Origin of the sequence: Shewanella sp. ALD9, from assembly GCF_002836315.1 — a bacterium.
Classification (GTDB): domain Bacteria; phylum Pseudomonadota; class Gammaproteobacteria; order Enterobacterales; family Shewanellaceae; genus Shewanella.
Map to the genome: position 1 here is coordinate 99,499 of NZ_PJCD01000039.1, position 21,597 is coordinate 121,095.

General features: G+C 49.2%; 17 protein-coding genes. 1 reads left to right on the forward strand and 16 read right to left on the reverse strand.

Annotation, left to right across the window (positions count from 1 at the left end; genetic code table 11):
- Window positions 1–113: 113 nt before the first annotated feature.
- Window positions 114–977 (forward strand): hypothetical protein, encoded by an 864-nt coding sequence (locus CXF88_RS16125; protein ID WP_022635550.1) that lies wholly within the window; start codon window positions 114–116, stop codon window positions 975–977.
- 37 nt (window positions 978–1,014) lie between these two features.
- Here CXF88_RS16125 and traN read toward each other — a convergent pair whose 3' ends face one another.
- From traN to CXF88_RS16205, 16 genes are all read right to left on the reverse strand, one after another.
- On the reverse strand, window positions 1,015–3,819 hold the full coding sequence (gene traN / locus CXF88_RS16130) for a conjugal transfer mating pair stabilization protein TraN (RefSeq protein ID WP_071681742.1): 2,805 nt from the start codon (window positions 3,817–3,819) through the stop codon (window positions 1,015–1,017).
- Between the two features lie 115 nt (window positions 3,820–3,934).
- Entirely contained in the window at window positions 3,935–4,918 is a 984-nt protein-coding gene (locus tag CXF88_RS16135) for a TraU family protein (RefSeq protein WP_231398180.1), read from the reverse strand.
- Window positions 4,919–4,938: 20 nt separating this feature from the next.
- Window positions 4,939–5,610 carry an EAL domain-containing protein gene (locus CXF88_RS16140; RefSeq protein WP_071681744.1) on the reverse strand — a complete coding sequence of 224 codons (672 nt, stop codon included), beginning with the start codon at window positions 5,608–5,610 and terminating at the stop codon, window positions 4,939–4,941.
- Complete coding sequence (locus CXF88_RS16145) at window positions 5,607–6,872, reverse strand: TrbC family F-type conjugative pilus assembly protein (protein ID WP_071681746.1); 1,266 nt, start codon at window positions 6,870–6,872, stop codon at window positions 5,607–5,609. The genes CXF88_RS16140 and CXF88_RS16145 overlap by 4 nt, the downstream gene beginning before the upstream one ends.
- A complete protein-coding gene (locus tag CXF88_RS16150) occupies window positions 6,835–7,365 on the reverse strand; it encodes a S26 family signal peptidase (RefSeq protein ID WP_022635546.1) in 531 nt (176 codons plus the stop codon). The genes CXF88_RS16145 and CXF88_RS16150 overlap by 38 nt, the downstream gene beginning before the upstream one ends.
- A complete protein-coding gene (locus tag CXF88_RS16155; RefSeq protein WP_013141553.1) occupies window positions 7,362–7,679 on the reverse strand; it encodes a hypothetical protein in 318 nt (105 codons plus the stop codon). Before CXF88_RS16155 ends, CXF88_RS16150 begins: the two co-directional genes overlap by 4 nt.
- Before the next feature lie 14 nt (window positions 7,680–7,693).
- Entirely contained in the window at window positions 7,694–10,138 is a 2,445-nt protein-coding gene (gene traC, locus CXF88_RS16160; protein ID WP_022635545.1) for a type IV secretion system protein TraC, read from the reverse strand.
- A complete protein-coding gene (locus tag CXF88_RS16165; RefSeq protein WP_022635544.1) occupies window positions 10,135–10,842 on the reverse strand; it encodes a DsbC family protein in 708 nt (235 codons plus the stop codon). The genes traC and CXF88_RS16165 overlap by 4 nt, the downstream gene beginning before the upstream one ends.
- 148 nt (window positions 10,843–10,990) lie before the next feature.
- On the reverse strand, window positions 10,991–16,477 hold the full coding sequence (locus CXF88_RS16170; protein WP_071681748.1) for an Ig-like domain-containing protein: 5,487 nt from the start codon (window positions 16,475–16,477) through the stop codon (window positions 10,991–10,993).
- A 202-nt stretch (window positions 16,478–16,679) separates the two neighbouring features.
- Window positions 16,680–17,063, reverse strand: a complete 384-nt coding sequence (traA, locus tag CXF88_RS16175) for a TraA family conjugative transfer protein (protein ID WP_089140452.1) — start codon at window positions 17,061–17,063, stop codon at window positions 16,680–16,682.
- A gap of 12 nt (window positions 17,064–17,075) precedes the next feature.
- Window positions 17,076–17,654, reverse strand: a complete 579-nt coding sequence (traV, locus tag CXF88_RS16180; RefSeq protein WP_010845916.1) for a type IV conjugative transfer system lipoprotein TraV — start codon at window positions 17,652–17,654, stop codon at window positions 17,076–17,078.
- Entirely contained in the window at window positions 17,651–18,970 is a 1,320-nt protein-coding gene (locus CXF88_RS16185; RefSeq protein ID WP_071681777.1) for a TraB/VirB10 family protein, read from the reverse strand. Before CXF88_RS16185 ends, traV begins: the two co-directional genes overlap by 4 nt.
- Window positions 18,970–19,887, reverse strand: coding sequence for a type-F conjugative transfer system secretin TraK (locus tag CXF88_RS16190; RefSeq protein ID WP_022635540.1), 918 nt, complete (start codon window positions 19,885–19,887; stop codon window positions 18,970–18,972). The genes CXF88_RS16185 and CXF88_RS16190 overlap by 1 nt, the downstream gene beginning before the upstream one ends.
- Window positions 19,871–20,497 (reverse strand): TraE/TraK family type IV conjugative transfer system protein, encoded by a 627-nt coding sequence (locus CXF88_RS16195; RefSeq protein WP_022635539.1) that lies wholly within the window; start codon window positions 20,495–20,497, stop codon window positions 19,871–19,873. The genes CXF88_RS16190 and CXF88_RS16195 overlap by 17 nt, the downstream gene beginning before the upstream one ends.
- Window positions 20,494–20,775, reverse strand: coding sequence for a type IV conjugative transfer system protein TraL (traL, locus tag CXF88_RS16200; protein WP_000805625.1), 282 nt, complete (start codon window positions 20,773–20,775; stop codon window positions 20,494–20,496). Before traL ends, CXF88_RS16195 begins: the two co-directional genes overlap by 4 nt.
- Before the next feature lie 147 nt (window positions 20,776–20,922).
- Window positions 20,923–21,285, reverse strand: coding sequence for a hypothetical protein (locus CXF88_RS16205; protein ID WP_231897578.1), 363 nt, complete (start codon window positions 21,283–21,285; stop codon window positions 20,923–20,925).
- Window positions 21,286–21,597: the final 312 nt, after the last annotated feature.

A 21,597-nucleotide genomic window follows, 5' to 3' on the forward strand; every position in this document is an offset into this window, starting at 1 on the left:
AAACCTTTGCCCCTCACCTGAGGGGCTTTTTTTTGTCTTTTATGGTTGCATTTTATGATGCCGTGATATTATCGAAGTAAATCAGATTCAACTCAGGCAAAACGGAGAACAACATGAACAAAACATTAATCACAACCGTAGCTTTGGCTGTAGCAACTCTGTCTGGCTGTGCATCTACCAGCAGTAACTACGAACCCTCAGCTTATAAAGCCAACCACAGTCGCGCCTACAACATTGCAGAGGCTGGTGGTCTGGTCACTGGTATCCAGGACGCTTCTGTTCCTCGTGATAAGCTGGAGCGTCTTACTGACACAAAGACGTTTGGTGCAGCTTACGTGCTATCTGGTTACACCTCACCTCAGCTTGGAATGACAAACTGGCAAGGTGGCTTAGTGAACCTTGCGAATTGGGCTATTGGCCCTAAACAGCATGGCGCCCGTAACAGCTTGGTTGCATGGATGCCAGCAAAAGAAGCCAATTCACCGGTAGATGCTCAAGCCAAATTTCTTTCACATGTGAAAGTTTCCATCGAGTCAGCGCTGACCGACTTGGGTGCCGATTTCACGCTTCTGTATGACAAAGATGGCCGCCTCACCTATCAGTTCTACAAAAACGAATGGGGTTGCTCGACGTGGGTGAACGGACAAAGCAAAGTGGCTGACATGTGTTCAGTCAAGGTGAAGCTCGTTGAGCCTCGCCTCGGTGTAGCTCCTGATTTTGTCTCTAGTGTCCAAGGTGCGGCTTATGCGTTTACATCAGGTCATGAGACCGCTTACAACTTTGTGAATGTCGGTAATGGAACCACCAGCCACGCCCCTCAACAGGCGATCTATGCAGCCATCAGCAAGCAGCTACCGGCTTGGACCTACCTCTACCTTGCCCCGAAATCAGTGGAGCTGGAGAATGGCGAAAAAGTTGCATTCCCTTACCTCCTTGAACAGGGAAAAGCAGAGCTATTTGTTTACCCGGAAGCGTAATCAATCGACATAAAAAAGGGGCCTTTCGGCCCCTTTTTTATCCCCCTCCTCCGCCACTTGTCGGAGCTCCAGTTTGAGGGTCTATACTATTTGTCGCCTCTTTACGCTTCGCATCTATGTCGATCCCCTCTAAACGCTCTAACGCCCTTTCCTGAGCATTCTTTCGCGTACCGTCAACATTAAAGTCGTTTCCAGCGCCTGTCAGCGAATCGAGATTGATTGCGTTTGGATCTGGGAACTTACCGTTCTGCTGCAATATCCCAAGCCACTCATCCAAATTAATTTTACTCCAATCAATTTCGGCAATTTTATCTAGTGGAATACCTTCACACTGCGGGTTTTTCGGGTCTCCAAAGCTTTGGCCCAATTGCGGACGAACTTGTTCTTGTATAATACGAGAGAGTGGAGAATTGAAGCAGCAGTATGCTTCTCTCTTTTCAATACAAGCTCCTAACACCTTAGACTTACAGTAAGAACCCACATAAGAGCAGTTTTTTAGCGCTCTTTTGGCGTTCATTGTGAACTCTTCTTCCTCACAAGCATAAATCATTTGGATCATCACCATTGCAACAACATAGACGGTATATATCGTCATAGCGGTACTAAGCCATGTCGTTGCCGACTCCATCATCGCTTCGGCTGCCTGTTCGGATGCGGCAGCAGCAGCTTGCTCAGTTGCTGCATCCTGACCTGCTGATTTCATGACATCCATCATCACTTCTTTGACTTGCTCTTTGAGCTGGTCAATGAGCTGGTCAACAAACTGCTCTACAGGCTGAAAGAACGAATCAACCGCACCAGAGACGTTCTCTATGTAACTTGTGAACGGTTTTGTGACTTCTGTCCACCCTTGAAGTGCTGGCTCCCTAAGAACCTGATAAGCCCCTTTAAGCGCATTACCATCAGTCAAACCCATTACTGCCCCATCGAGTTTTGGAACAGCCATTATTAGGTTCAAGTAATCAGCAAGAGATATATTGGTTGGCTTTTCACAGCAATCTGAAACACCTCCAACAGCTATTTTGCACTCGCCAGCCTCTCCCGCAAATGCTGAACAAATAACGTTTTCTTCCCCGGTTGGATTGTCATCACCGTCTTGGCCTGTGCAGCTCATATCCTGAGTCATAAACTGGGCCGCATTAAGCAATGCAGTAGCACGAGCGAAATCTGTACTTTGTGTTTTTGTCAAATCAAGACAGTCGTCGCCCATACAACGTATAGGCCCACCACATTGATACTCTGTTTCCTTTTCTAAGGTTGGAACAGAAACATCCGTTCCGCAGTCATAGGTATCCTCGTGGACGTAGCAGGTTCCAGAGCTCCCCTTAGCTCCATCAACACATTTGGAACTGATAAAGCCGCACTGTGGGTTTTCTTCATACTTCTGACAACTATTAAGGTTCCCGCCAGTGTTTACCGGACAGTGTGTTTCACCTTGAGGGTCAGTCCAGCAGTCCATTTGACCCTTATAGAAGTCATAGTCGGCTTTAACTCGAACCTTTTTACATAGTTTTGGAATACCAGGCAAAGGTGACGGTTTGAGTTGGGATTCGCAAACTTTGATCCCGTTGATGACTGTGCAGCCTGTAGCATCAGTCGGGTCATCTATACAAGTGATCTCGCCTTCCGCAAAACCATCTACAACCCCTTTGGCTGAATCCATGCAGCTCTGTGGAGCCCACTCATCCTTGGTAATGGCTTTTGATGGGTCATAGCGTAGCTTTATGCGGCCAAAGCCCTCACCTTCGCCACTTACTGAAACGCGGATCTTAAACGTAACAACATCACCATCTTTCACATTCTTGAAATAGGGGGTGACATCGACATTAGGGTTACGCTCCCAACTTGTTGACAATTCGCATCGACCAGCAGTTTCTGGAGGGAAGTTGCCATCAGGGCCTGACCACACTTTAGTTTCCTGACCGGATTTACCAACCCAAACTTGCATGTAGTCATCCCACTTGGCGTACTCAAGCGTTGCAGACACTATGGCGTCTGGATTACTGACTTGTACCCGCGTGTATTCCTCATAGATCGTACAGTTGCCACTCCAGTAGTTGTCACCCACTCGGCCAATCCACAACTCAGTACAGCCTTCTCCACAAGATTTGAGGTTATATGGGCCATCATAGTGCTTCACAACTGAGGCGTCGTAGTCATGGACAACCTCACAGTCCGCGCTTTGATCTACAACACGCTGGCATCGCTCATACTCTGGAATATGCGCGTTGATGGTATTCTGATTAATAGTTGTTTCGGCAGAACAATCACCAAAGCCATCTGCTATGAGGTCCATGTCCTCATAGGTCTTTTTGCTTAGGTTCAGTACCGGGTCATTACTAAAATCAGGACGTGAACGATTAGAGGCATCGAGAAGAACCTTATATGCAGCCCCTGAGATTGATGGGTTTGCACTATTGGCATCACTCCAGAGTGACCCCTTGGCATTATTCCCCACGCTGTCCATGTCATCGCCTGACTCGTAAATGCCTTGCAGACCTCCAACGTCAGGTTTGTTGGCATCAGGGAAATAATAACTGTCCGGTTTATTGTTAGTACCGCTTGTTCCTGGGAACAGATCATTGACATTAATCTGGCTCCCCCCATTCATTTGGAACTGACCATCTTTCAACGTGGGCATAGAGATTGTGCCATTTTGCACAGTCCCCGAGCTCGACTTGAATGAGTTTGAGAGGTTTTGTCCGAAAGCCTGGGCCTCTTTACCTACCGCTGTGATGTCCTGGTCTTGGCTACCGTTAGCATAGGTATGTATCGGCAGCGCAGACATGGTTACTGTCAACAGCGAGGCCACAGCTCTCATAAAGTAATTATGACTTCGCATTGTGTTCTCCATTTTAACCTTCCCATGCTATCTGAGAAGAGAAGGGCCACCTGTACGTGTAGTGGCCCTTTTGGGGCATAATCGAAAACGCCCATTCAGATTCATTTGGTGCTGATTAATTGTTGCAGCAATCATTCCATCGCCAGATGGTGTAAATAGGGTCTTGCCCAATTGCCGGTATAGTACGCGCCAGCCCCCAGGTAAGAGTGGATTCACCAATGACGTGAGATGAATTGGTCTCTGGAACCGGATGTAATAGCGTGAATTTGTACTGCGTTTTGGGAAGTGTTGGACTGATAACACCTCTGCACATTGCCTCAGACCCCATTGTTTTCCATGCCAGACCACGGCGATGCAATGCGGCCAAAACTCTGGTGCTAAGAAGACTGCTATCACGGATAACACCTTTCCCACCGTTCTGATTGCCACTAAACGGATACAAAGTGCCCCATGATCCTGCACACCAGAAAAGCTGTTTTAAAGGCTTTCCTGCTGTTGATGAGATAGCATCCGCTGTACACGCAGCCGCCGCAATTGGGTTTGCCACTGCCGCAGCTTCTGGGTTGGTGAAAAAGGCGAGCTCGTCATTATTCCAAGTAGGGTCAAGCTCAGACATGTACATGATGTCGAGGTCCATATACCCATCAGCATTACAGGTTTGCTTAATGAACAAATCGAGCATCACTAACAAAGGAAACGCATAGTAGTGATAGTGCATAAAAGAACCATCACCACCATCCATGTCGCCCATGCCGTGGTGTCCTTGGTTAGTCCTATCAAACGGGAACCTGACACCATTCAAGACAGATGAGCATCCTGGTACTCGCTGAAACTCAACCAGCCGGGCTGGCTCCCACATTGAAGTGGTAACACCTGGCCGAGGAACTCCGAGATTATCCTCGCACATGCACAGAGGGTTGCTAACGGCCTCACTTGGGAACGAGCCGCCACCTCCACTTATAGGAACCCCAGCTACTTTGATGGGGAAAATACAGCTCCAGCAAATGTCTGTGATCAGCTTACCGCCGATAACTTCTGCATTCTGGCACCCAGGGTCAGCCGACACCGAGTTAACCCAAAAGACCGCGCTTACGGTCATGATTCGTAGTATTTTTTTTATCATGGTAAGGCCTTTACGTTATTCAAATGTTTATCCATAACAGCAGGCTTTCCATGAAAGAAACCTTGCTGCCATGACAATCCAAGTAATTTGGCGCTCTCGCCTAAAGGAAAGGTTTCTACTTGTTCAGCAATTAACTGAATACCTTTCCTTCGGCAATGGACAATAGCTGGGTAATCTTCGAGAGAGCGAAGCCTTCTCGCGTCAAACTTACAGTAACGCCAGGGATAACCACTCAAACGCTCCAGAGATGAGTGTTTATCTCCATAATCATCAAGGGCTAATTCAACTCCAGTTTCGATCAACGCATCCCATCTGGATGCAAGTGACGCATCCTGAATGCCCTCTGTAATCTCAATCACAAAACGGCCCGAGTGGTTTTGCGCTATGGCATGAATAACCCTTGTCCATGCTTTGAAAATGACATCAGAGCGCAAAGTGTGCTCTGAGACGTTAAGAAAAAGCGTCGGATATAAATCCAAGCATTGATGCAGGTTTTTCTGGATGAACCTTGCCACTTCCATGTCCACCAGCCCCCAATGAGGTTGAGATAACAGACTGGATGGCGTAAGAACCCGGCCTTCGTCGTACCAGCGAGCCAATACCTCAGCAGCGACAAACGAACCAGTGCCGACATCTTTGATTGGTTGGAAAGCCGGGGCAAAAATCATTCATCGCCCTCCTCGGCCAGCTCGCGGACTACGAACATCTTGCCTCTGGAGGTAATCACGCTCGGAGTATGCTCCAGCTCGAAACGAGTAATCAGATCAGGAGTTAGTAGATATACCGGTGCATCAAAGTTGTCGGTGACACTCTTGTAAGAATCCCAGCCTTTGTCTTTATCGAACGAAGTAGCGATGTATGTGATCCTCTGTACGCCAGGCTCCCGGTTAATTTCAGGCAGTTTTTTGGCGAGCAGCTCCATTTGCTTTTTATCTAATGGGTCGAAAACCACAACAGCCTGGGTGAATGTACGAGTTCCTGGCTTGCAAACTTCTTTCGGGTCGCACAGCGGGTTGATCACATCACCAGCATGAGCAAACACGGTGCCATCAGGAGTGCTAATGTCACTGGTGATCATCACACTGGGGTCAATCTCTCTGGTTCGAGCTTTAGACGCTCTGGGCAGCTCATTGAAGTTCTGTTTGGTCCAAAATCGCTCAGCAGCCTGTTTCTTCTTATCTTCCCAGTCAATATTGGCAAGGCGTTTCTTGGCAACATCAATAAGATCAGGTTCACCTATCTTCTCTACTGGCCCCCTGACACCAAGATCACCCTTCTCGCCGTTATCAACTTCACGAGCAAGCCATACCGGATCGGACAAACCAGACACTTGGGCAACAACATTTGGCTGCTCTCCCGGCAACGGTTCATCTTCGATCATAACAATCGTCGGGACGGCTGTAATTTTGTACGTTTTGAACAATGTAGGATTGATGATGATGTTCGGCACAGGGTCTTTCTTGGCCGCCAGCGCCTGAATAGCCTTTACCCCCTGCCCCAAGTTCATCCCCTCCGGAATACCACGGAATACAACCACAGCATCAGGCTGACCTGACACTGCCGTTAAGACATCATCTAGCCCCTGTTCGCCAAGAGAAAGTGAAGCGAAAACCAGTATCCGATGATCGGTATAGATACCTTTCTCGGCCTGCTTGAGCTGCATTTCCTTTAGTGTCTGGTTGGTAGACTGGAGCTGCTTGAAAAACGTCTTGGCTTCGGCCTGAGCCTGGTCCATGTGTTGGTTTTGCAACAAAGACGGCATTTCCATCTTCTGAGCTCTTTCGGCTATCTGTTTTCCTTGCTCAATAAGCTCCCTGTCCTGCTCTGTAAGCGGGGATTCTTGAGCGACTCCCCCACCAGCTACAGAAAGCATCAATACCGTTAAAACGGTCTTAGAACAGGGGATATGCGCGGCCAATGATTTGATCATTTTTCACAGTCCCCCAATAGCGTGAGTCGAAACTGAATGAGCTTTTGCCCATAAACCAGTAGTTGTCATCTTTCAACGTGGATTTGCCGTAAAAATGGCTCTCTGGCAAATGCAGTTTTCCTGCAAGCTGGAGTCCTTCTCCAACGACATCACCGTTGACGGTGATCTTCCATTTATCGTTGATCTCCACCTTGTCCCCCGGCATCCCTGTTAGGATTTTGACCATGCGGGTCCCGTCCTTATAAAAAGGCTCCATGTTCTTCGCACTAAAGGCGTACACAGCCCCTTTCTCCAATGACTGGTCTTTGAGATCAATGAGGAAGAAGGTATAACCAGGCAGGCATTTCTCTTGCTGTGGATCAATGCCGATTCGGTAGCGACTGGCAAAAGCTGCACCAGCAGCCCACAAAATAAGAAGAGTCACTCCAGCCTTAACAGCGAAGCGCTTCCAGGACTCCTTTTTGACGAAATATTTAGTGAGATGAAATCTCATTTCAGCACCTCCTCTGGGAGATACAAATCGTTTGGCGCACCGACAACAGTGCTTGCATCAAGCACCAAATACCCTGCGTCTTTCAGCTTCAAAATCGCGTTATTGGTATTAACCATCAGTTTTTCCAACTCCTCTTGAGAAGCTCCAGCAGGATATGCAGACGCAACCTTGGCAAAATCGACCACGACTACAGGCGGAGTTTGATTTAAGCGCTCATGGATACTTGCCGTTTGTTCGTTCATTACGAAGTAACTACCGCCAAAGCCACCAGCGGCACCAAGAACGGCAGCGATTACGATTGATTTAATGTCCATTAATGTCTCCCTGGTTATGCAGCCTGTTTACGGTTTCGCATCACGGCTTTGATAGCCTCAGGGATGCTCATGCCTTGTTTCACAAACTGGTCGATGGCGTTAACGTCCACCGGATCTGTCGAATACAGCAGCTTCTGGAAGTCGCCCACTATCAAGCGTCCTACCCCCATACCACTCTTCGATTTAATAAAGATTTCTGAGTACACGCCCTGAATGGTGTGTACCGTCTTGAGGGTGTGGAACCCGCCCTCAGAAAGGGTCAGACGACCGCTACGCTTAACGGATTCCACGGTTTCTTCGGTTTGGCCGAGCAGGTACATGCTGGCCGAGTTTTCTGCGATGGCGCGGCCAACAGCGTTTTCATAAAGGTCGTTGATAGACTGGGTTGCAATAACAACTGAACCGCCATACTTACGGAATTTCCGGTAGGCGTGTTCCATAAACGTAGATACTTCACCTTCTTTGAGCAGATCCCATGCTTCATCCACGATGACGACCTTCTTGCGATTACGTTCACCAAGGAATACTTCCTGTTGGATCTGATAGATAAGCTGGAGTAGCACAACCTGACGGAGGTGTTTACGCCCTTGCAGCTCATCGAGCTCCAGTACAGTGAATTGATTCTGGAAGCTGACGTTGTTCTTACGAGAGAAATACTTGCCGTAGCTGCCCTGAGACGTAAAGGCGTAGAGCTGCTGACCAATGTCTCTTAGTCGCATATCTTCACCTTCGAGACAGCGCTCAGCGATGTCGTCAACCTTCATCTCTTTGCCTTTCTCATCCCAAAGACGAGAAAGAACCTGCTTCAACGCAGAGATCTGCCACTCATCCAATAGGCCTTTCGCTGAGGCCATCGCACAAACTAGGCTGACAATCGCGTCCTCTTCGTCTTCATAATTTTGTATGAGCTCGAACGGGTTAAGACAAACGTGCGTCCCTTCTTCAAAGTGAACAAAGTCACCATTGAGCATTTCCGAAAGTTTCTGGTAAGACTTACCGGCATCAATAACCCAAACCTGGGCTCCCTCAGACAGGTAGGAGAATATGAGTTCGTTGGTAAGGAACGATTTACCCGAGCCAGATTCAGCAGCAATAACCAGGTTTTTGTTCGTGTTACTGTCGTGAAGAGACAAACTCATGAGCTGGCCGTTGCGCGAAATCAGCGCAGCATGGTAGGTCCCAGTTCCCTTCCACTCACCAAAAACCGGCAACACTACAGCGGCCTGCTCGGTTGTCATGGTCTTATAGCGAAATAGATCTCTTACCGCGTCACGGTCGGTGCAGAATGGCAGACAGTTGAGGAACATCGGCAGAGCAACGAACTTATCCTCCATCAGCTCGAATCGAGATTCACGCCAAATGTTTCGTGCGGCCATCGCCGCAGCTTCAACACGCTCTTTGGTCGGAGCAAACAAGACCACCGAGTAAGAGATCTTGACGGGCTTAGCTCCCTCTTTCATAGACTCATAAAGAGTGTCGAAACTCTCCTTTTTATCAGCAAGCACCGGCACGAACTTGAGCATAGGGCCGTAGGCTTGGTTTACTGTGAATTGGCGCTTACGCTCCAGAGTGTTTTTCGTACTCTCTGCCTCGGGGAAGAACACATTGGTCACGACCATGTAGTTTTCTTTGATGCTGGAGTTACCGCCACTCAGATCACCTGCATAAGTCAACGCATCACCGAAGTAGAAAACATCAGGCAGTTTCTTCGCTGACATGACTTTTGCGTGGTAATCACCCAGTCTGAGACCGTTCTTACTGACTTCTACATCGGTGCCGTAATCGAAGACTTGCTCGCAGATAGGCTTATCCATTTCCCAGTCAACAGCATCATGCCTCCACGAAGCATCAGGCCCCCAGTTCAGGATTGTGCTCATGATCCGGATGTAGTTCACAGCAGTCATGGTGCGAGGGCGAAGGCCAACGGTTTGAAGTGACGACTCGACCTTCGTGCGGAGCTGGGCTAGGTTTTGGAGCTCGCTTTCACTCGGGTTGTTGTTATTGATTGGAACTTTGCATGTAACAAACAGCTTGAGATCTTGAATCAGGCCATTGTCGTAGGTGCCTTTGTTGGTCTTGGCAGATATGCGGTCAGTAGTGTGATGCTGTAGGAAGTTGATTCTTTCCTTAATAACAGATGTCAGAAGCTCGTGACGGAAGCCGTCACGTAACCCCATCATCCGATACATCTCCTGGTTGATGTCCGGTGATCGGAACAGAACAAACTGGAGCGTGGCTTTAGATGGAAATTCTTGGTTCAGGAAGCCGTTCATCCGCTCTTGAACTTTTTCATCGGCACCACATAGAGGCTCACACATGAAGCCAAAACCAACGCTGTGGTCGTCCATAAGGAAGACGTGATCGTCTTCGTCATAGGCCAAAACAGGAATAATCCCGGCAGCTCGCAAATGCTCCGGGATCAACGTTTCTTGGAGTTTCTTTTTAATGGTTACGATCATTCAGCACTCTCCAACCATGATTTCATGTTCTTTGGGCGTCCCTTACTAACGCGGCCATCAGGAGCAACAACGAACGGAACTCCTTCAATCCCAATGAAGTGGGCTGTCAACAGCGTTTGGTCATACTGACCGGGGTCGCAATTTTCTTTTGAAGAAAGTGTGCCCAAGGTGTTATTCATCAGCGCATCGATCGCATGAGTCTTGTCTTTCGCGCAGTACAAGTTCTTGGCGAGTCGATTAGACTCAGCTCCCAGAGCGGGGATTACGACGATTTTGAAGGTGTACTCATCTGCCAACGACTCGGACTCATCTATGAGCTTGTGACAAACAGCACATCGAGGATCGACAAATATCACGACTTCTTTGTCACCGTGCCCCATCGAGAGGGTGTTCAGCGAGTCCACGTCCATGCCCATGTTCTTGAAGTGAATACGCTCTGCCACATCGCGCATCTGGGACATAGTGTTGAGTGGTTTTTTGCTCCAAAGGTCGTAGATTTGTCCTGAAATAACAAAACGCCCGTTTTCGGAAAGGAACATTATTTGTCCGTCACTCTGAACAGCTCGAACCCCCTTAATAGGCAGCTTCACGATGTCCTCTATCTTTGCTGCTCTTGGATCGGTGATTTCCAATTTCGATGACGCATGAGCTGTGCCGGTAATAATCCCGAACACCATCAGCGCCCCAAGTAATTTTGTTCGCATGTCTATCCCCTAAAATTGGATTACTGGATGCTGGGCAGTGTATCTGGGGGATGGGAACAGACTCGCCTCTGTAATAGCCCAATTTGGACAACTCCAGCGAGATACAAAAAAAAGCCCGGTCTGAGCCGGGCTTTGTGAGGAATGAACCTTAGTTCATCGTGACAGCTTCGGATTTGCCACCAGAATCATCGACTCCGACCAAAGAGATAGTCGGCATCGCTTCATAGGTGCCCTTGCTGATAGTGACGCGATCAGAGCTTATGCTTTGCAACTCACCGGCAATGGTCCACTCGTAGGACTTCATTCTACCATCGGTATCTTCGCAGTTCGCATAGACGATCCACGAGCCAACAGTCTCCCTTGAGCTCAGGCTACATGCAGGTAGCTTGTTCTCTGCCACATTGATGTTCACCTCGCCCTCAGCTTCATGCCCCATCTCAGAGGTTATTTTCAGCTTGATGCTGTGCTCACCAGCGCCCAGAGTCGCTCTCCCGTAGTAACCGCTGCCATCCAACGGCGTTCCGTCGATTAAGTAGACACGAGTTGAAATACGGTCGCGTGGGTGGCCGCCAGAAATGTACGGTCGCAACAGCACATCCAGAGGCTCACGCTCGTATTTGTTCGAGCCAGAGTATTGCAGGTCGATAGCGTAAGGAGCTGCCTGGCCTATCTTGAGCGGTTGCTCGATCACAGTCTCATGGCCGCGAGCATCACGGACAGTCACCTTGATGTTGTATTCACCCGGCTCATTGATAACAAAGGACCTGACTATATCCTGACGCTTGTCCTGAATAACTGCGCCTTCCGGCAACTCCCAGTCATAGGTCGGCTCTTCCAGCTTGCCGTTGAAGGCAATTGGTCGCACTGACGCTGTGATCGTTGCAGGAGCCACGTCAGCGTTCTTCCTGATCTGCATACCGAAGCTCGGCCACACATACTGCCACACGCGGGAGCGCAGGCTGTGTGAGGCTTCTGCACCCTGATCTCGGTATCCTTCGATCCAGGTGGTGTACTTCGTTTCTACAGTGGCCTGGTTGAGGTCCGCCTCCGAAGGTTCATACTCGGCGGTATCACCTTGAACAATCGTGCCATTAGGCAGTGTAAAGAACCCGTTCAGCTTCACATCCATCCCACGGTAAGGCAGGCTGGTTTCAGCTTTGAACACGTACTTCTTGCCTGTCTCAATGACTCGCGGCCCAGTCACATAAGGACGAGGGGCTTTAACAGATCGGAAGTCAACAGCCGTCTTCGCTATCTCATAGGCATAACCGTCATCAGCCGGTGCCGTGGCGGAGCGCACCCTAGCCCACAAGCGGTATCGGGTTTCTTCACCACTTGAAAGCGTGATGCTATCACCCGTCTGCGAGTAAGTTTTGCCACCGTCAGTAGACCACTCAACAACGGCATTGCCCCCAGAGACCGGCTCATCGTTCAACGTCAGGTTTGCTGTGTACTTACCTTCACTACCCACAAACAACGTGGTCGGGCCGACAACAGCAATATCTGGTTTGTCATAAGCGACTACACTGACCACTTCGGTGTACTTCTCAGCTCCCGAGTTAACGTTCACCACCTTAGCTCGTACCTGGTACTCACCCTTGTCGAAGGTCTTCACAAGCTGGTACTTGTACCGATCTTCTGGGATGAACTGCTCCCAAGTTTTGCCATCATCCTTACTGGTTTCCCAGACAACTTGGCCGGTAGCCCGAAGGTCCTGACGGTCGTCAAGAGACAACTTGAACACTGCTGTGAATGGAGCTTCACCAGACAGCTTACGCGCATCTACTCCAGCACCGATGGCACCACCACGCAGTACGGTCAGGAAAGCGGGTCTAATGGACAATTCAGTTCGGTTGTACCCCTCAACAGGGCTTTCCAGAACAGCCTCAGCCGAAATACGGACAGAGGTTGTATCCACTCCAGATAGATCCACCGAGAACTGAGCTTCACCATTTGATGCTTCCGCATAATCAGTGAGAGCTACTGTCTCGTTATAGGCCTTTTGCTGGATCAGACGTACTTTCCATACACCCATCGTGTTGGCGTCATAGTCACCGTCAGGTTTGTACTGATCACGGATAAGCACCCGGACAGGCAAGGCCTGAGTATCAATCGCCGTGTCACCTTGAACCTCAACGATAGGCCGGATGCTATCAGAAGGTGCAGCTATAGCTCGGTAGACAACCTCCGCTTTTACATCAGGCACCTTGTTGTACGCAGCATTCACCTTGTAAGTAGTCTCCTCCCACAAAGCTCGCTCATCGGTGTTGATGCGACGATACACCTTGTTGGTGGCACCCCACCCAGGAGTGAAGGTTTCAGACTCCAAAACATCAGAGTTGCGCGAGATGGCAATATCCAGATCAGCCCGTTCAGAGTTGATAACGGCATCACCCAGGTAATTACCTGTCATTGGCACCATGTAAATGTTGTCTTTGAAGTTGTACTTAGAGGACAGTTCCACGGTCGGAGCTGGTGGATCAACAGCTTCGATATTGAACGTCTGGTCGTTCAATGTCACCCGAGTGCCATTACGGGTAAAAATACTTACCCGCCAGCCCAATGGGTGATCTCCGTTCGCAGCCAATGAGCCAGACAGCGAAGGCGATTCCGATAACTGGTCTTGGACCAATCCATCAGGGATCTGCTGCCACTCAAACAGACAGGTTCGGCTTGTACTCCCCACCCCTTTGTTCGCAGCCTCGTTTTTCGCTCGGTCAGCGCTTAGAGTGATTGAACAATCAGGACCTTTGCTCTGCTTGAAGTTCACATCAAAATCTTCAATGACGCGATTCACCTGAGCAATATCATCAATCGGTGAGTAGCCGACAGAATCATAGGCTGTAGTTACCGTCAGGTTCTGAGAGCCTGAACCAACCTTCACCTTGGAGCCATCACCACTGAACAGGTACAGGCTATATTCGACAGGTTGTTCACCAATGCTCACCGCCTGACCGACCAGTCCAGCAACCTTCATACCGTTGTTGTCCTGTGTCGTTTGTTCCGCTTCATCCGGAGTTCTGTCCCACTGGAGCAAACATACCGGATCACGAATCGGGTCTGCGGCCATAGCCACATCTGCTTTCGTAGTAAACCGGCAAGGAACGCCAAGTTCTGGTAAGGCATAGATTTTCACCGGGTCAATAACCTGGCGAATTGTCCATGACTCGGCAGAGAGTTTAGCGGCACCTTTCCAAGTATTGATGTCTACAACCAGGATGGGTGAGTTCGGCGCAGAAGTCATGACAAGAAGGCTGGAAGAGCCTACCTCATCTGGTACAGCAGGTTTAACAGGGATACTCAAGCGTCCACCTGATGCACCAAAATCATGTTGGCTCATGATTCCCATTGTCTGGCCCGGCTCGATGCGAACACCATTAACAACCAGCGGCACTTGTGCATCAGAACGGAGAGTCGCAAACACGTCATATGAACCTGTCACGACAGCACCATCACTGAGCGTCAGCGGTTTAGTCTCAATGATCCGTTTGCCATCCGCATGAACAAATTCATGGGTGACAGCAGGAATCATGACCTTCCCGTCCATACCATCCGCCAACATCACCTGACGAGGCTTGTACTCGAAGCCAACAGCCTTTTGTACCGCGTTGCCTTGGGCGTCCTCTCCCGCCACAGTCAGCGAGTAAGATTCCCCTTCTTTCAAAGACGGGAACATTACCGGGTACTCAAGGCGGAATCGCCCTTTCGACTCTTCGCGCCAGGACAACTGAACCTTGTCATTGGCCGGGCCTCCGACGAGGGCAAGAGAGGTCAGCTTAGGGGAAGGATCAACAGCATCAGCCAAGGTAATGACCACATCGTCCAGAGTCTGAATAGCTGCCCCATCTGCCACACTGATCGTCAGTGTTGGTGCAGTTCTATCGGACGTGATCTGAAACATGGGTTGCCGAGTTAAAGGCCCGTGCATTTCCTCTGCTGCGGCAACAAGACTGTATTGCCCCTCAGGGAGAGTTTTTAGATCCCACTGGTAGGTGTAGTTCTGCCAGTTGTTGGCTATTAACCCACCTGTCGGGGACAGCTTGTTGCCTTTACTATCTTCGATCCAAGCACTTCGCAGACGCAGCCTATCAAAGTAAGCGCCTCGTCCTGGCTGGTTAACGAATAAGGTAAATACCTTGCTGCTTTGATCGTACTGCTGACTTAGCTGAGGGTAGTGCTGGTCGTTCCAGTTTACTTCGGCCCAAAGAGAGTTTGACCGAAGGGACTTATCTGGATTGTAGACCGTAGCATTGTCGTGGACATACCCTGTTGTACCTTTATCCATTGTGAAGCTATTAGCAATCACGCAGCTATCTTGACCAACAGGAATCTCACAGCTTCCCCTGTGAACGGCAGTTTGAACGTAAGGCCTTGGTTCAACTTTGACACGGATACTGCTAACAGCGACAGGAAGAACAGAACTGTTCACCGAGTAGCGGTGCATAGTTGACCACCCGATGTCGCTGTAGTTGTAATCCACCCCCAAAAGTTTGGGACTTTGTGGCGCTGATGGAGCTAGAGTAAGGTAATAACCAATGCCTCCTCCACCCCACTGGCCGAAGTTCTCCCAACGCCAAGAGTTGTTGTCAGTATTTCCAAAAGGCGATGTTGTGACGAGATAAACGTAGTTACCATCCTCACCAACTTTGGTCATTTCACCTAAGGCGTTGACCATATTAATGCCGCCTTCTCGGTATTCATGCCAGTTATCTCGCGGCACCCGCCAAGCCAACCTGATAGGGTTGGTTTTAACAGCCATTCCACCAGTATAAGCAACGAATCCCGATAGTCCTGGACCCAAATTGTTTGTGCTGGAAGGGTCATAAACACCAAAAGGTGCAGACGGGGCATTGGTTATGCTATCAAACATCACTTTTTGACGAGGCGAAAGATAGCTATTTCCAGCGCTATCGCTTATCTCAAACTGAAGTGTAAACACTTCATCCAAGTCAGAGGCGGGGAAAAAGCCAGATTGGAAAGACTGTCTAGCTTGTCCGTTAGCGTCATCGTAGTTCACTGATACATCTTTGTAGAGTGAACCGTCTTGACGATACAACTTTGCTTTGACGCCTTTGATGGGTGACTCATCAGAAATTCCAGACAGCAAAAAGGCATTATCCTCAGAGCCACCTAGACCCAGTTTCCAAACATCACCGCTAGTAACCTGCCCATAGTTACTATAAACCGGGGCAAGCGAAGAGTAGGTTGGCGGCGTCACATCGACAGTAAGAGGGTATTCGTCCGTCTGTACTGTAGAACCATCAGAGGCAAGAATTTCAGCCCTGACAGTGTACGCCCCACCAACTGGAGCTGGTAGTTGAAGTTCCGCACCATAGTAGGATTTTCCACCTACTGTAATACGATCTGTAGCCCCAAGAAGGTGGCTGGTCGCTGTCGAAACCACTGTTCCATCCGACCGAAGCACCGAAATCTTGACCTTACGGTCGATACCGGCACTCAAGGCAAACGAAACGTTGCCCGTCGGGTTGGCGTAGTTGGTATTCGGAGGCAGAGACCGTTGAGTACCATCTGGAGCCTTAAAGGTATATTCCAGCAACTCTGCATGAGCAGCACCAGCGGTAATAACCGCCAGAGCTCCAAGCAACGCCGGAAGTTTAGGCTTAAAATTGATCATCGCATTCTCCATTCGTTTTGAGTTACAGGAACCCAATATCGGAGGTTACGGGATGGTGTGCATAAACATGGGCTGTGAAAGTGCCCTTTTTGAGCAAATGAGGAAAGAGTTGAGAATTTGTTATGACTAGACTTTTTTACCAAAAAATAAGGGCAGCTTTTAGGCTGCCCATATCACTCTATCATTAACGGCGAAGGGTCTTTTACAGACCCAAGCCATTGCTGAGTTGCACAACCGTCGGGATAACCTTCTCTGCATTTTCCAGAGTGGCAGACATGATGGATTCCACAACGGTCGGTGAGTTGTACAGGCCCATACCGCCACCGATACCCATAGCAAATGCCATGAGACTCTGGCGAGCGATACCGCCGACAACGCCGACCAGGATCATCGCACCCGCAACGATTCGACCCAAAGTACCTTGGGTCCAATCCTTGAGAGTTACCCACACGTCATCAAACGCTGTACCACCAGTACCAGCGTGTGCCTGATCAGGCACAAGCAGGAAGGCTACGACCATCAACCCCATGAAGAGGAAGAGTGTTTTGTTTTTACTTGAGGCATTCGCCAACTGATTTACGTTCATTAAGAACATCTCCTATTTAGTTGTTTCAGACTTCGGTTCGTGTGTTACCGTTTGCAGCGGTCTCAAAACTGGCTCACTTTGCGGTGTGCCATCCCCAATTACCCACCTGCGCGGTTCGATTTCGGTGTAGACATACCCTGTCACGATGAGATCACCATTGGTGTCCTCCCAGGGAGCTACCCAAATCCGCATAACCTGCGCGGGTGTGCGAATTGGAATTGGGCGATCCGGAAGACGTGGTGCGACATAATTGTCGATAACCGAATCCCCGGAGTTAGATGAGTTCACTGAAACGTCAGAGGAACCTCCGCCATCCGCTTCCGCTTTGGCCTCGACTTCCTCAGGCTTCATTGGGCGAGGGACATTTCCGTCATTTGTTGCGGCGTAAACGTCTCTCGCTGACATACACTGAACACCACTCGGCATTCCCGGACAGCTATACTCATCGCTACCGATGTTGAGTGAGGAACAGCCCGACAGAACTAGAAGAACTGCTCCCACCCCCAACATCTTTGCCGATCTTACTGCCTGTTCCTTTTGAGCCTTGCCTCTGGAACTGCCCTTTCTGGTCAAAATGTTCAAATTTTTCATTTCTTATTGCCCCCATTGGAACGAATTTGTAACTTGGTGCCTTTTGTCACAATGATGTCTACTTGGCGGCCAGCATCGACCTCGATGACCGGGAAGATACCTTCGGCCATGTCGATGTAGAATTGAGCGATACGATCCAGCGCCTTGCTCGCTCCCTTAGCAGCAGCCCCCTGAAACATCTGATCAGAGAAAACTGACTGATACTGGGTATTTGAGCCAGGGTTAGTGTTAACAACTGGTACAGGGTTGACATCAAAGGCCTCAGACACGCCACCAAGGAACCCAGCCATCAAGCTCTTGGCAATAATCTGCCCTTGCTTCGATACAACGCGGCCTCGAACACCAGCCTTTCCGTCCTCACCAACCGCATAAGAATCAAGCCTCGCTTCAATCACCCCACCGTCTTCCCTGACACAAGAGAATGTTTCACCGCGTAGGTAGGCTCGTTCAGAACTAAGGTCGCCATAGCCTGAAACAATCAGGAAACACTCTCTGACATCCGCACGGAAACGATTAGGCAATATTGCTTCTTTCTGAATCCGAAGAGTTGAAGGGAATGGATCTCGTCGGGCACCCTGGGAAGTAGGCGCATCCATACCGTTGATAAGTACACCTGTCAGGATGGAACCTGACGGCAGATAGAGGGACTCATCATCTTTGTCGTCTTTCACATCAACTTCTGGGGCCTTCTGTGAGTAGCTCACAATCTGAATGCCTGGCTTAGTGGCATCACGGCCATCACCTTTACCTGTTGCTGGAGCTCCACCCTTCGAGTCCGGGAGTGGTGCATCACGGAAAAAAGATGCCGGATCTTTGTAGTCCAGCTTTTTCTCCATGAACTGACCTTGACCTTCACCGTCTGATGCACCATTAACATCTGCTCTGGCATCACCTGTTGAAGAGGCCGTTTTTCCACCAGCCTCACCAGTTTCAACCTTCTTAGCCAACTCCATATTTTTCTGAGTCAGGCGATCAAGGTCTTGGCGTAGGCGAGAAATCTCTCTACCAACATCGCTGGATTTACCGGCAGTATCCTTTGTTTCCTCCAGCTCTCTCTTGACTCTATCCAGCTCCTTTTTCAGATCCGAATTCTCACGAGATACCATCTTCACATCGGCAGACAGCGAATCTATCCCTATCTCACGGGTGTTTTTGTCTGTGAGGACATGTTTGATGGTTTCTTGCCTACCGCGTTTTTCTTCCTTCTTCGGCTCACCAGAGAACATCGTCACTACTGCAAAAAGAACGAATAGGCCACCAGCAATCGCTACCCAGCGTTTCTTTTGGGGGTCTAGCTCAGTCCAGAATCGTTTGATCATTGACCACCTCCTAATAGCGAAGGACGCTTAGACGTTGGAGCAATTCCACGCTTTTGTTTCTTCGCTACATAGAGTTCCGTTTTCTGGCCGGGCTCAAGCACGTTGAGCGGCCACGTAGTAACAGCAGCAACATCCCAGCTTCCACAAAGAGCCTCTTTGAACTCGATAGGCTGTTCAGAAACGTTCTGTGCTACACCGATGAATACATTCAGGTGATGCCCCATCATGTATTGCCCTTTTCCGAAATCCACCTTAATCCCAGGGTGTGAGCAACTAGGTACAGCGACTCCGGCAGGGATACGGTTCAACGTATAACCCTGTGGAACTTCCCCGATGGCAATTTTCCTGAACACAGAGCGGATAGTTTCGACGTAAGGCTGACTCTGTTCCCAAGCCTCAGCCTTGGAATTAGCAAATGCCCCACTGATCCCTACACCACCATCGAGTTTGAGAAATACTTCTCTAGGCGGAATACGGCGAGGAACCATCGTTAGGCTTAATGCTTGGGCTTCTGAGCCTTTTTCCGTAATGAACATAGTCACAGGGTATTGTTTATCCGTAGCGACATAGACCACGTTCTCTTTGATACAAACCTCACCGCATTGACCGTTTTCGTTTGCTCCAGTCAGGGAAGTGGAGACAATCTCCGGATTACTGAAAGGTGTTACAACACGATTGGGATGACCAATGGCAATAGGGATTATTTGGTTTACACCGGGCTTCATCGTCAGCATGGGGTTTTCATTTACATGGCCCACTACTTCACTGGTATTTTGTCCCGACGTCACAGGGGCTGGAACGTCTTTTTTCATAACGCTTGCCGGGACAACAGGAATATCATCCGAGGCATAGGCCATTGATGTTCCAAGCGCCAAGGACAGCGCCAGAAGCGAAATTTTAGCGTTGTTCTTCATTCTTTCTCCGGTTCTCTTCTTTGCGCTGGAGTTGCTCCAAAACAGCTTTGGTGCGTGGCTTTCCTACATAGGTGTCGATGTAGTCAAGCACGGGCGCGTAGTTTGAAATCTTGATAGCGAACTCGTAGGAGCGTTCGCTACGTTCCTCGTTAGAAGAAGCCCCTTTGACATAGGAATATCCGTAGACAAAAACCTTGTCGCTCTTGGGCTCATACTCAACAAATCTCGGCTCGAACCTCATGGTTACTCGGTCGTTCTTGATCTGCTGAGCTTGAATTTCGATGGCATCAATCACGTCTTGATAGATGCTCGGGGAGAGAAGCGGGGTAAGCCGTTCCTTAACGAAATCGACAGTTCCGGGAGTCACATTTCCAAGCAACTGAGCAAAGGCAAAACCCCAAGCCTCTTTATACGACTGGGAGGCGTTGTTTTTTGTCACCCAGGCTTCTTCGGTCAGAGTGAACGGCTGCATAGTGACGATTGTTTCCTTGCTGAAAACTTGGATAACTAGCAGCAAAACGATTGCGATGAGACCACCCTGAAAGACTCGACCCCACTTATTTTCTGTTTGGGTCCCTTCCCAGGTCTTGAGATACTTTTTAAAGTTCAAGGCAAATACCTCCGGACAAACGGGTTCTTGAGAGATTTGGCCTTGGTCATAATGAACCCGGCCCAGTAGATCATGTGGAGCAGGTATCCATCCGGATGGTTATCCCTGAACCGTCGATAAAGGTTGGTTACAAGTAACCCCCCTAAAAAGCAGATCAAGGCCTTACCGATGATGACTCCAATAGTTAGCCCCAAAAGCATTGGGGCCAACTCATCTGCGCTCCACAACAGCAGATGCGGTGGCTCATCAACCCGGCGCGGTATCTTTACAGGCTTCATAGCAACCCTCTTCTTTTCCTAGTGGACTGTATTCTCTTTCAAGGGGACTAATTTTTTGCCACGGCTTCGCGCCCTTTTCGGGCACTTCCAGCGACAAATAAAAAAAGGCAGCCGAAGCTGCCCCTTTTACTTTCATAGGATCGGTTATTAGTTCTGAGAAACTGCAACTGAATCTTTTTCAGAAGAAGCAACGCCAATTTCATTGGCAGTGCGAATACCGGCCAGCGCTTCCTGTTCCTTTTTGGCCTTGGCTTTAAACTTGAACATAAAACTGTACGCCGCCAGCAAAAAGAAGCTGAAAATACCCCAGTAGGTCTGAACAGTACCCAGAGCCTTAATCGGATCACTTGCAGCTCCGTTGACAGCATCAGCGGTCAACTTGACCCACTGACTCCAGTCAAACCCTGCCGCAAATGCAGACAGCCAGAAGGCGACCGCTACGGGAAGGATAAAGATGCACATAAGCACCGCGTTCATCAAAAACCAGAAAAATTGTTTATTAACGTTCACACTTCCTCCCATTAACCTAGAAAATTGAATGCGTGTTCCAGGTTCATCCCTGCAACAACACCTATAACGAACATCACCTGCCATACAAGGAACTGCCAGGAGATGAATGAACCAGATGAGCTTTCGCTTTCTCTGACGTGAGCTTGTGCGGACATAACCCCTCCAAATAACTTGTCGTCATCACGGATGTAATCGTCTCTTAATTGAGCAATCTAGGAACAGTGCTGTTACGGCCCATTTTGGGCACTTTATGGAGGTTTATTCGAGGAGATGATAAAAGCGGGAGGCGAAAAACTTTCACATGTGAAAGTT

Bases quoted from the DNA above. Each gene is read 5' to 3' on its own strand.
- CXF88_RS16125 (WP_022635550.1), top strand. From the start codon at position 114: ATGAACAAAACATTAATCACAACCGTAGCTTTGGCTGTAGCAACTCTG.
- traN (WP_071681742.1), bottom strand. From the start codon at position 3,819: ATGCGAAGTCATAATTACTTTATGAGAGCTGTGGCCTCGCTGTTGACA.
- CXF88_RS16135 (WP_231398180.1), bottom strand. From the start codon at position 4,918: ATGACCGTAAGCGCGGTCTTTTGGGTTAACTCGGTGTCGGCTGACCCT.
- CXF88_RS16140 (WP_071681744.1), bottom strand. From the start codon at position 5,610: ATGATTTTTGCCCCGGCTTTCCAACCAATCAAAGATGTCGGCACTGGT.
- CXF88_RS16145 (WP_071681746.1), bottom strand. From the start codon at position 6,872: ATGATCAAATCATTGGCCGCGCATATCCCCTGTTCTAAGACCGTTTTA.
- CXF88_RS16150 (WP_022635546.1), bottom strand. From the start codon at position 7,365: ATGAGATTTCATCTCACTAAATATTTCGTCAAAAAGGAGTCCTGGAAG.
- CXF88_RS16155 (WP_013141553.1), bottom strand. From the start codon at position 7,679: ATGGACATTAAATCAATCGTAATCGCTGCCGTTCTTGGTGCCGCTGGT.
- traC (WP_022635545.1), bottom strand. From the start codon at position 10,138: ATGATCGTAACCATTAAAAAGAAACTCCAAGAAACGTTGATCCCGGAG.
- CXF88_RS16165 (WP_022635544.1), bottom strand. From the start codon at position 10,842: ATGCGAACAAAATTACTTGGGGCGCTGATGGTGTTCGGGATTATTACC.
- CXF88_RS16170 (WP_071681748.1), bottom strand. From the start codon at position 16,477: ATGATCAATTTTAAGCCTAAACTTCCGGCGTTGCTTGGAGCTCTGGCG.
- traA (WP_089140452.1), bottom strand. From the start codon at position 17,063: ATGAACGTAAATCAGTTGGCGAATGCCTCAAGTAAAAACAAAACACTC.
- traV (WP_010845916.1), bottom strand. From the start codon at position 17,654: ATGAAAAATTTGAACATTTTGACCAGAAAGGGCAGTTCCAGAGGCAAG.
- CXF88_RS16190 (WP_022635540.1), bottom strand. From the start codon at position 19,887: ATGAAGAACAACGCTAAAATTTCGCTTCTGGCGCTGTCCTTGGCGCTT.
- traL (WP_000805625.1), bottom strand. From the start codon at position 20,775: ATGAAGCCTGTAAAGATACCGCGCCGGGTTGATGAGCCACCGCATCTG.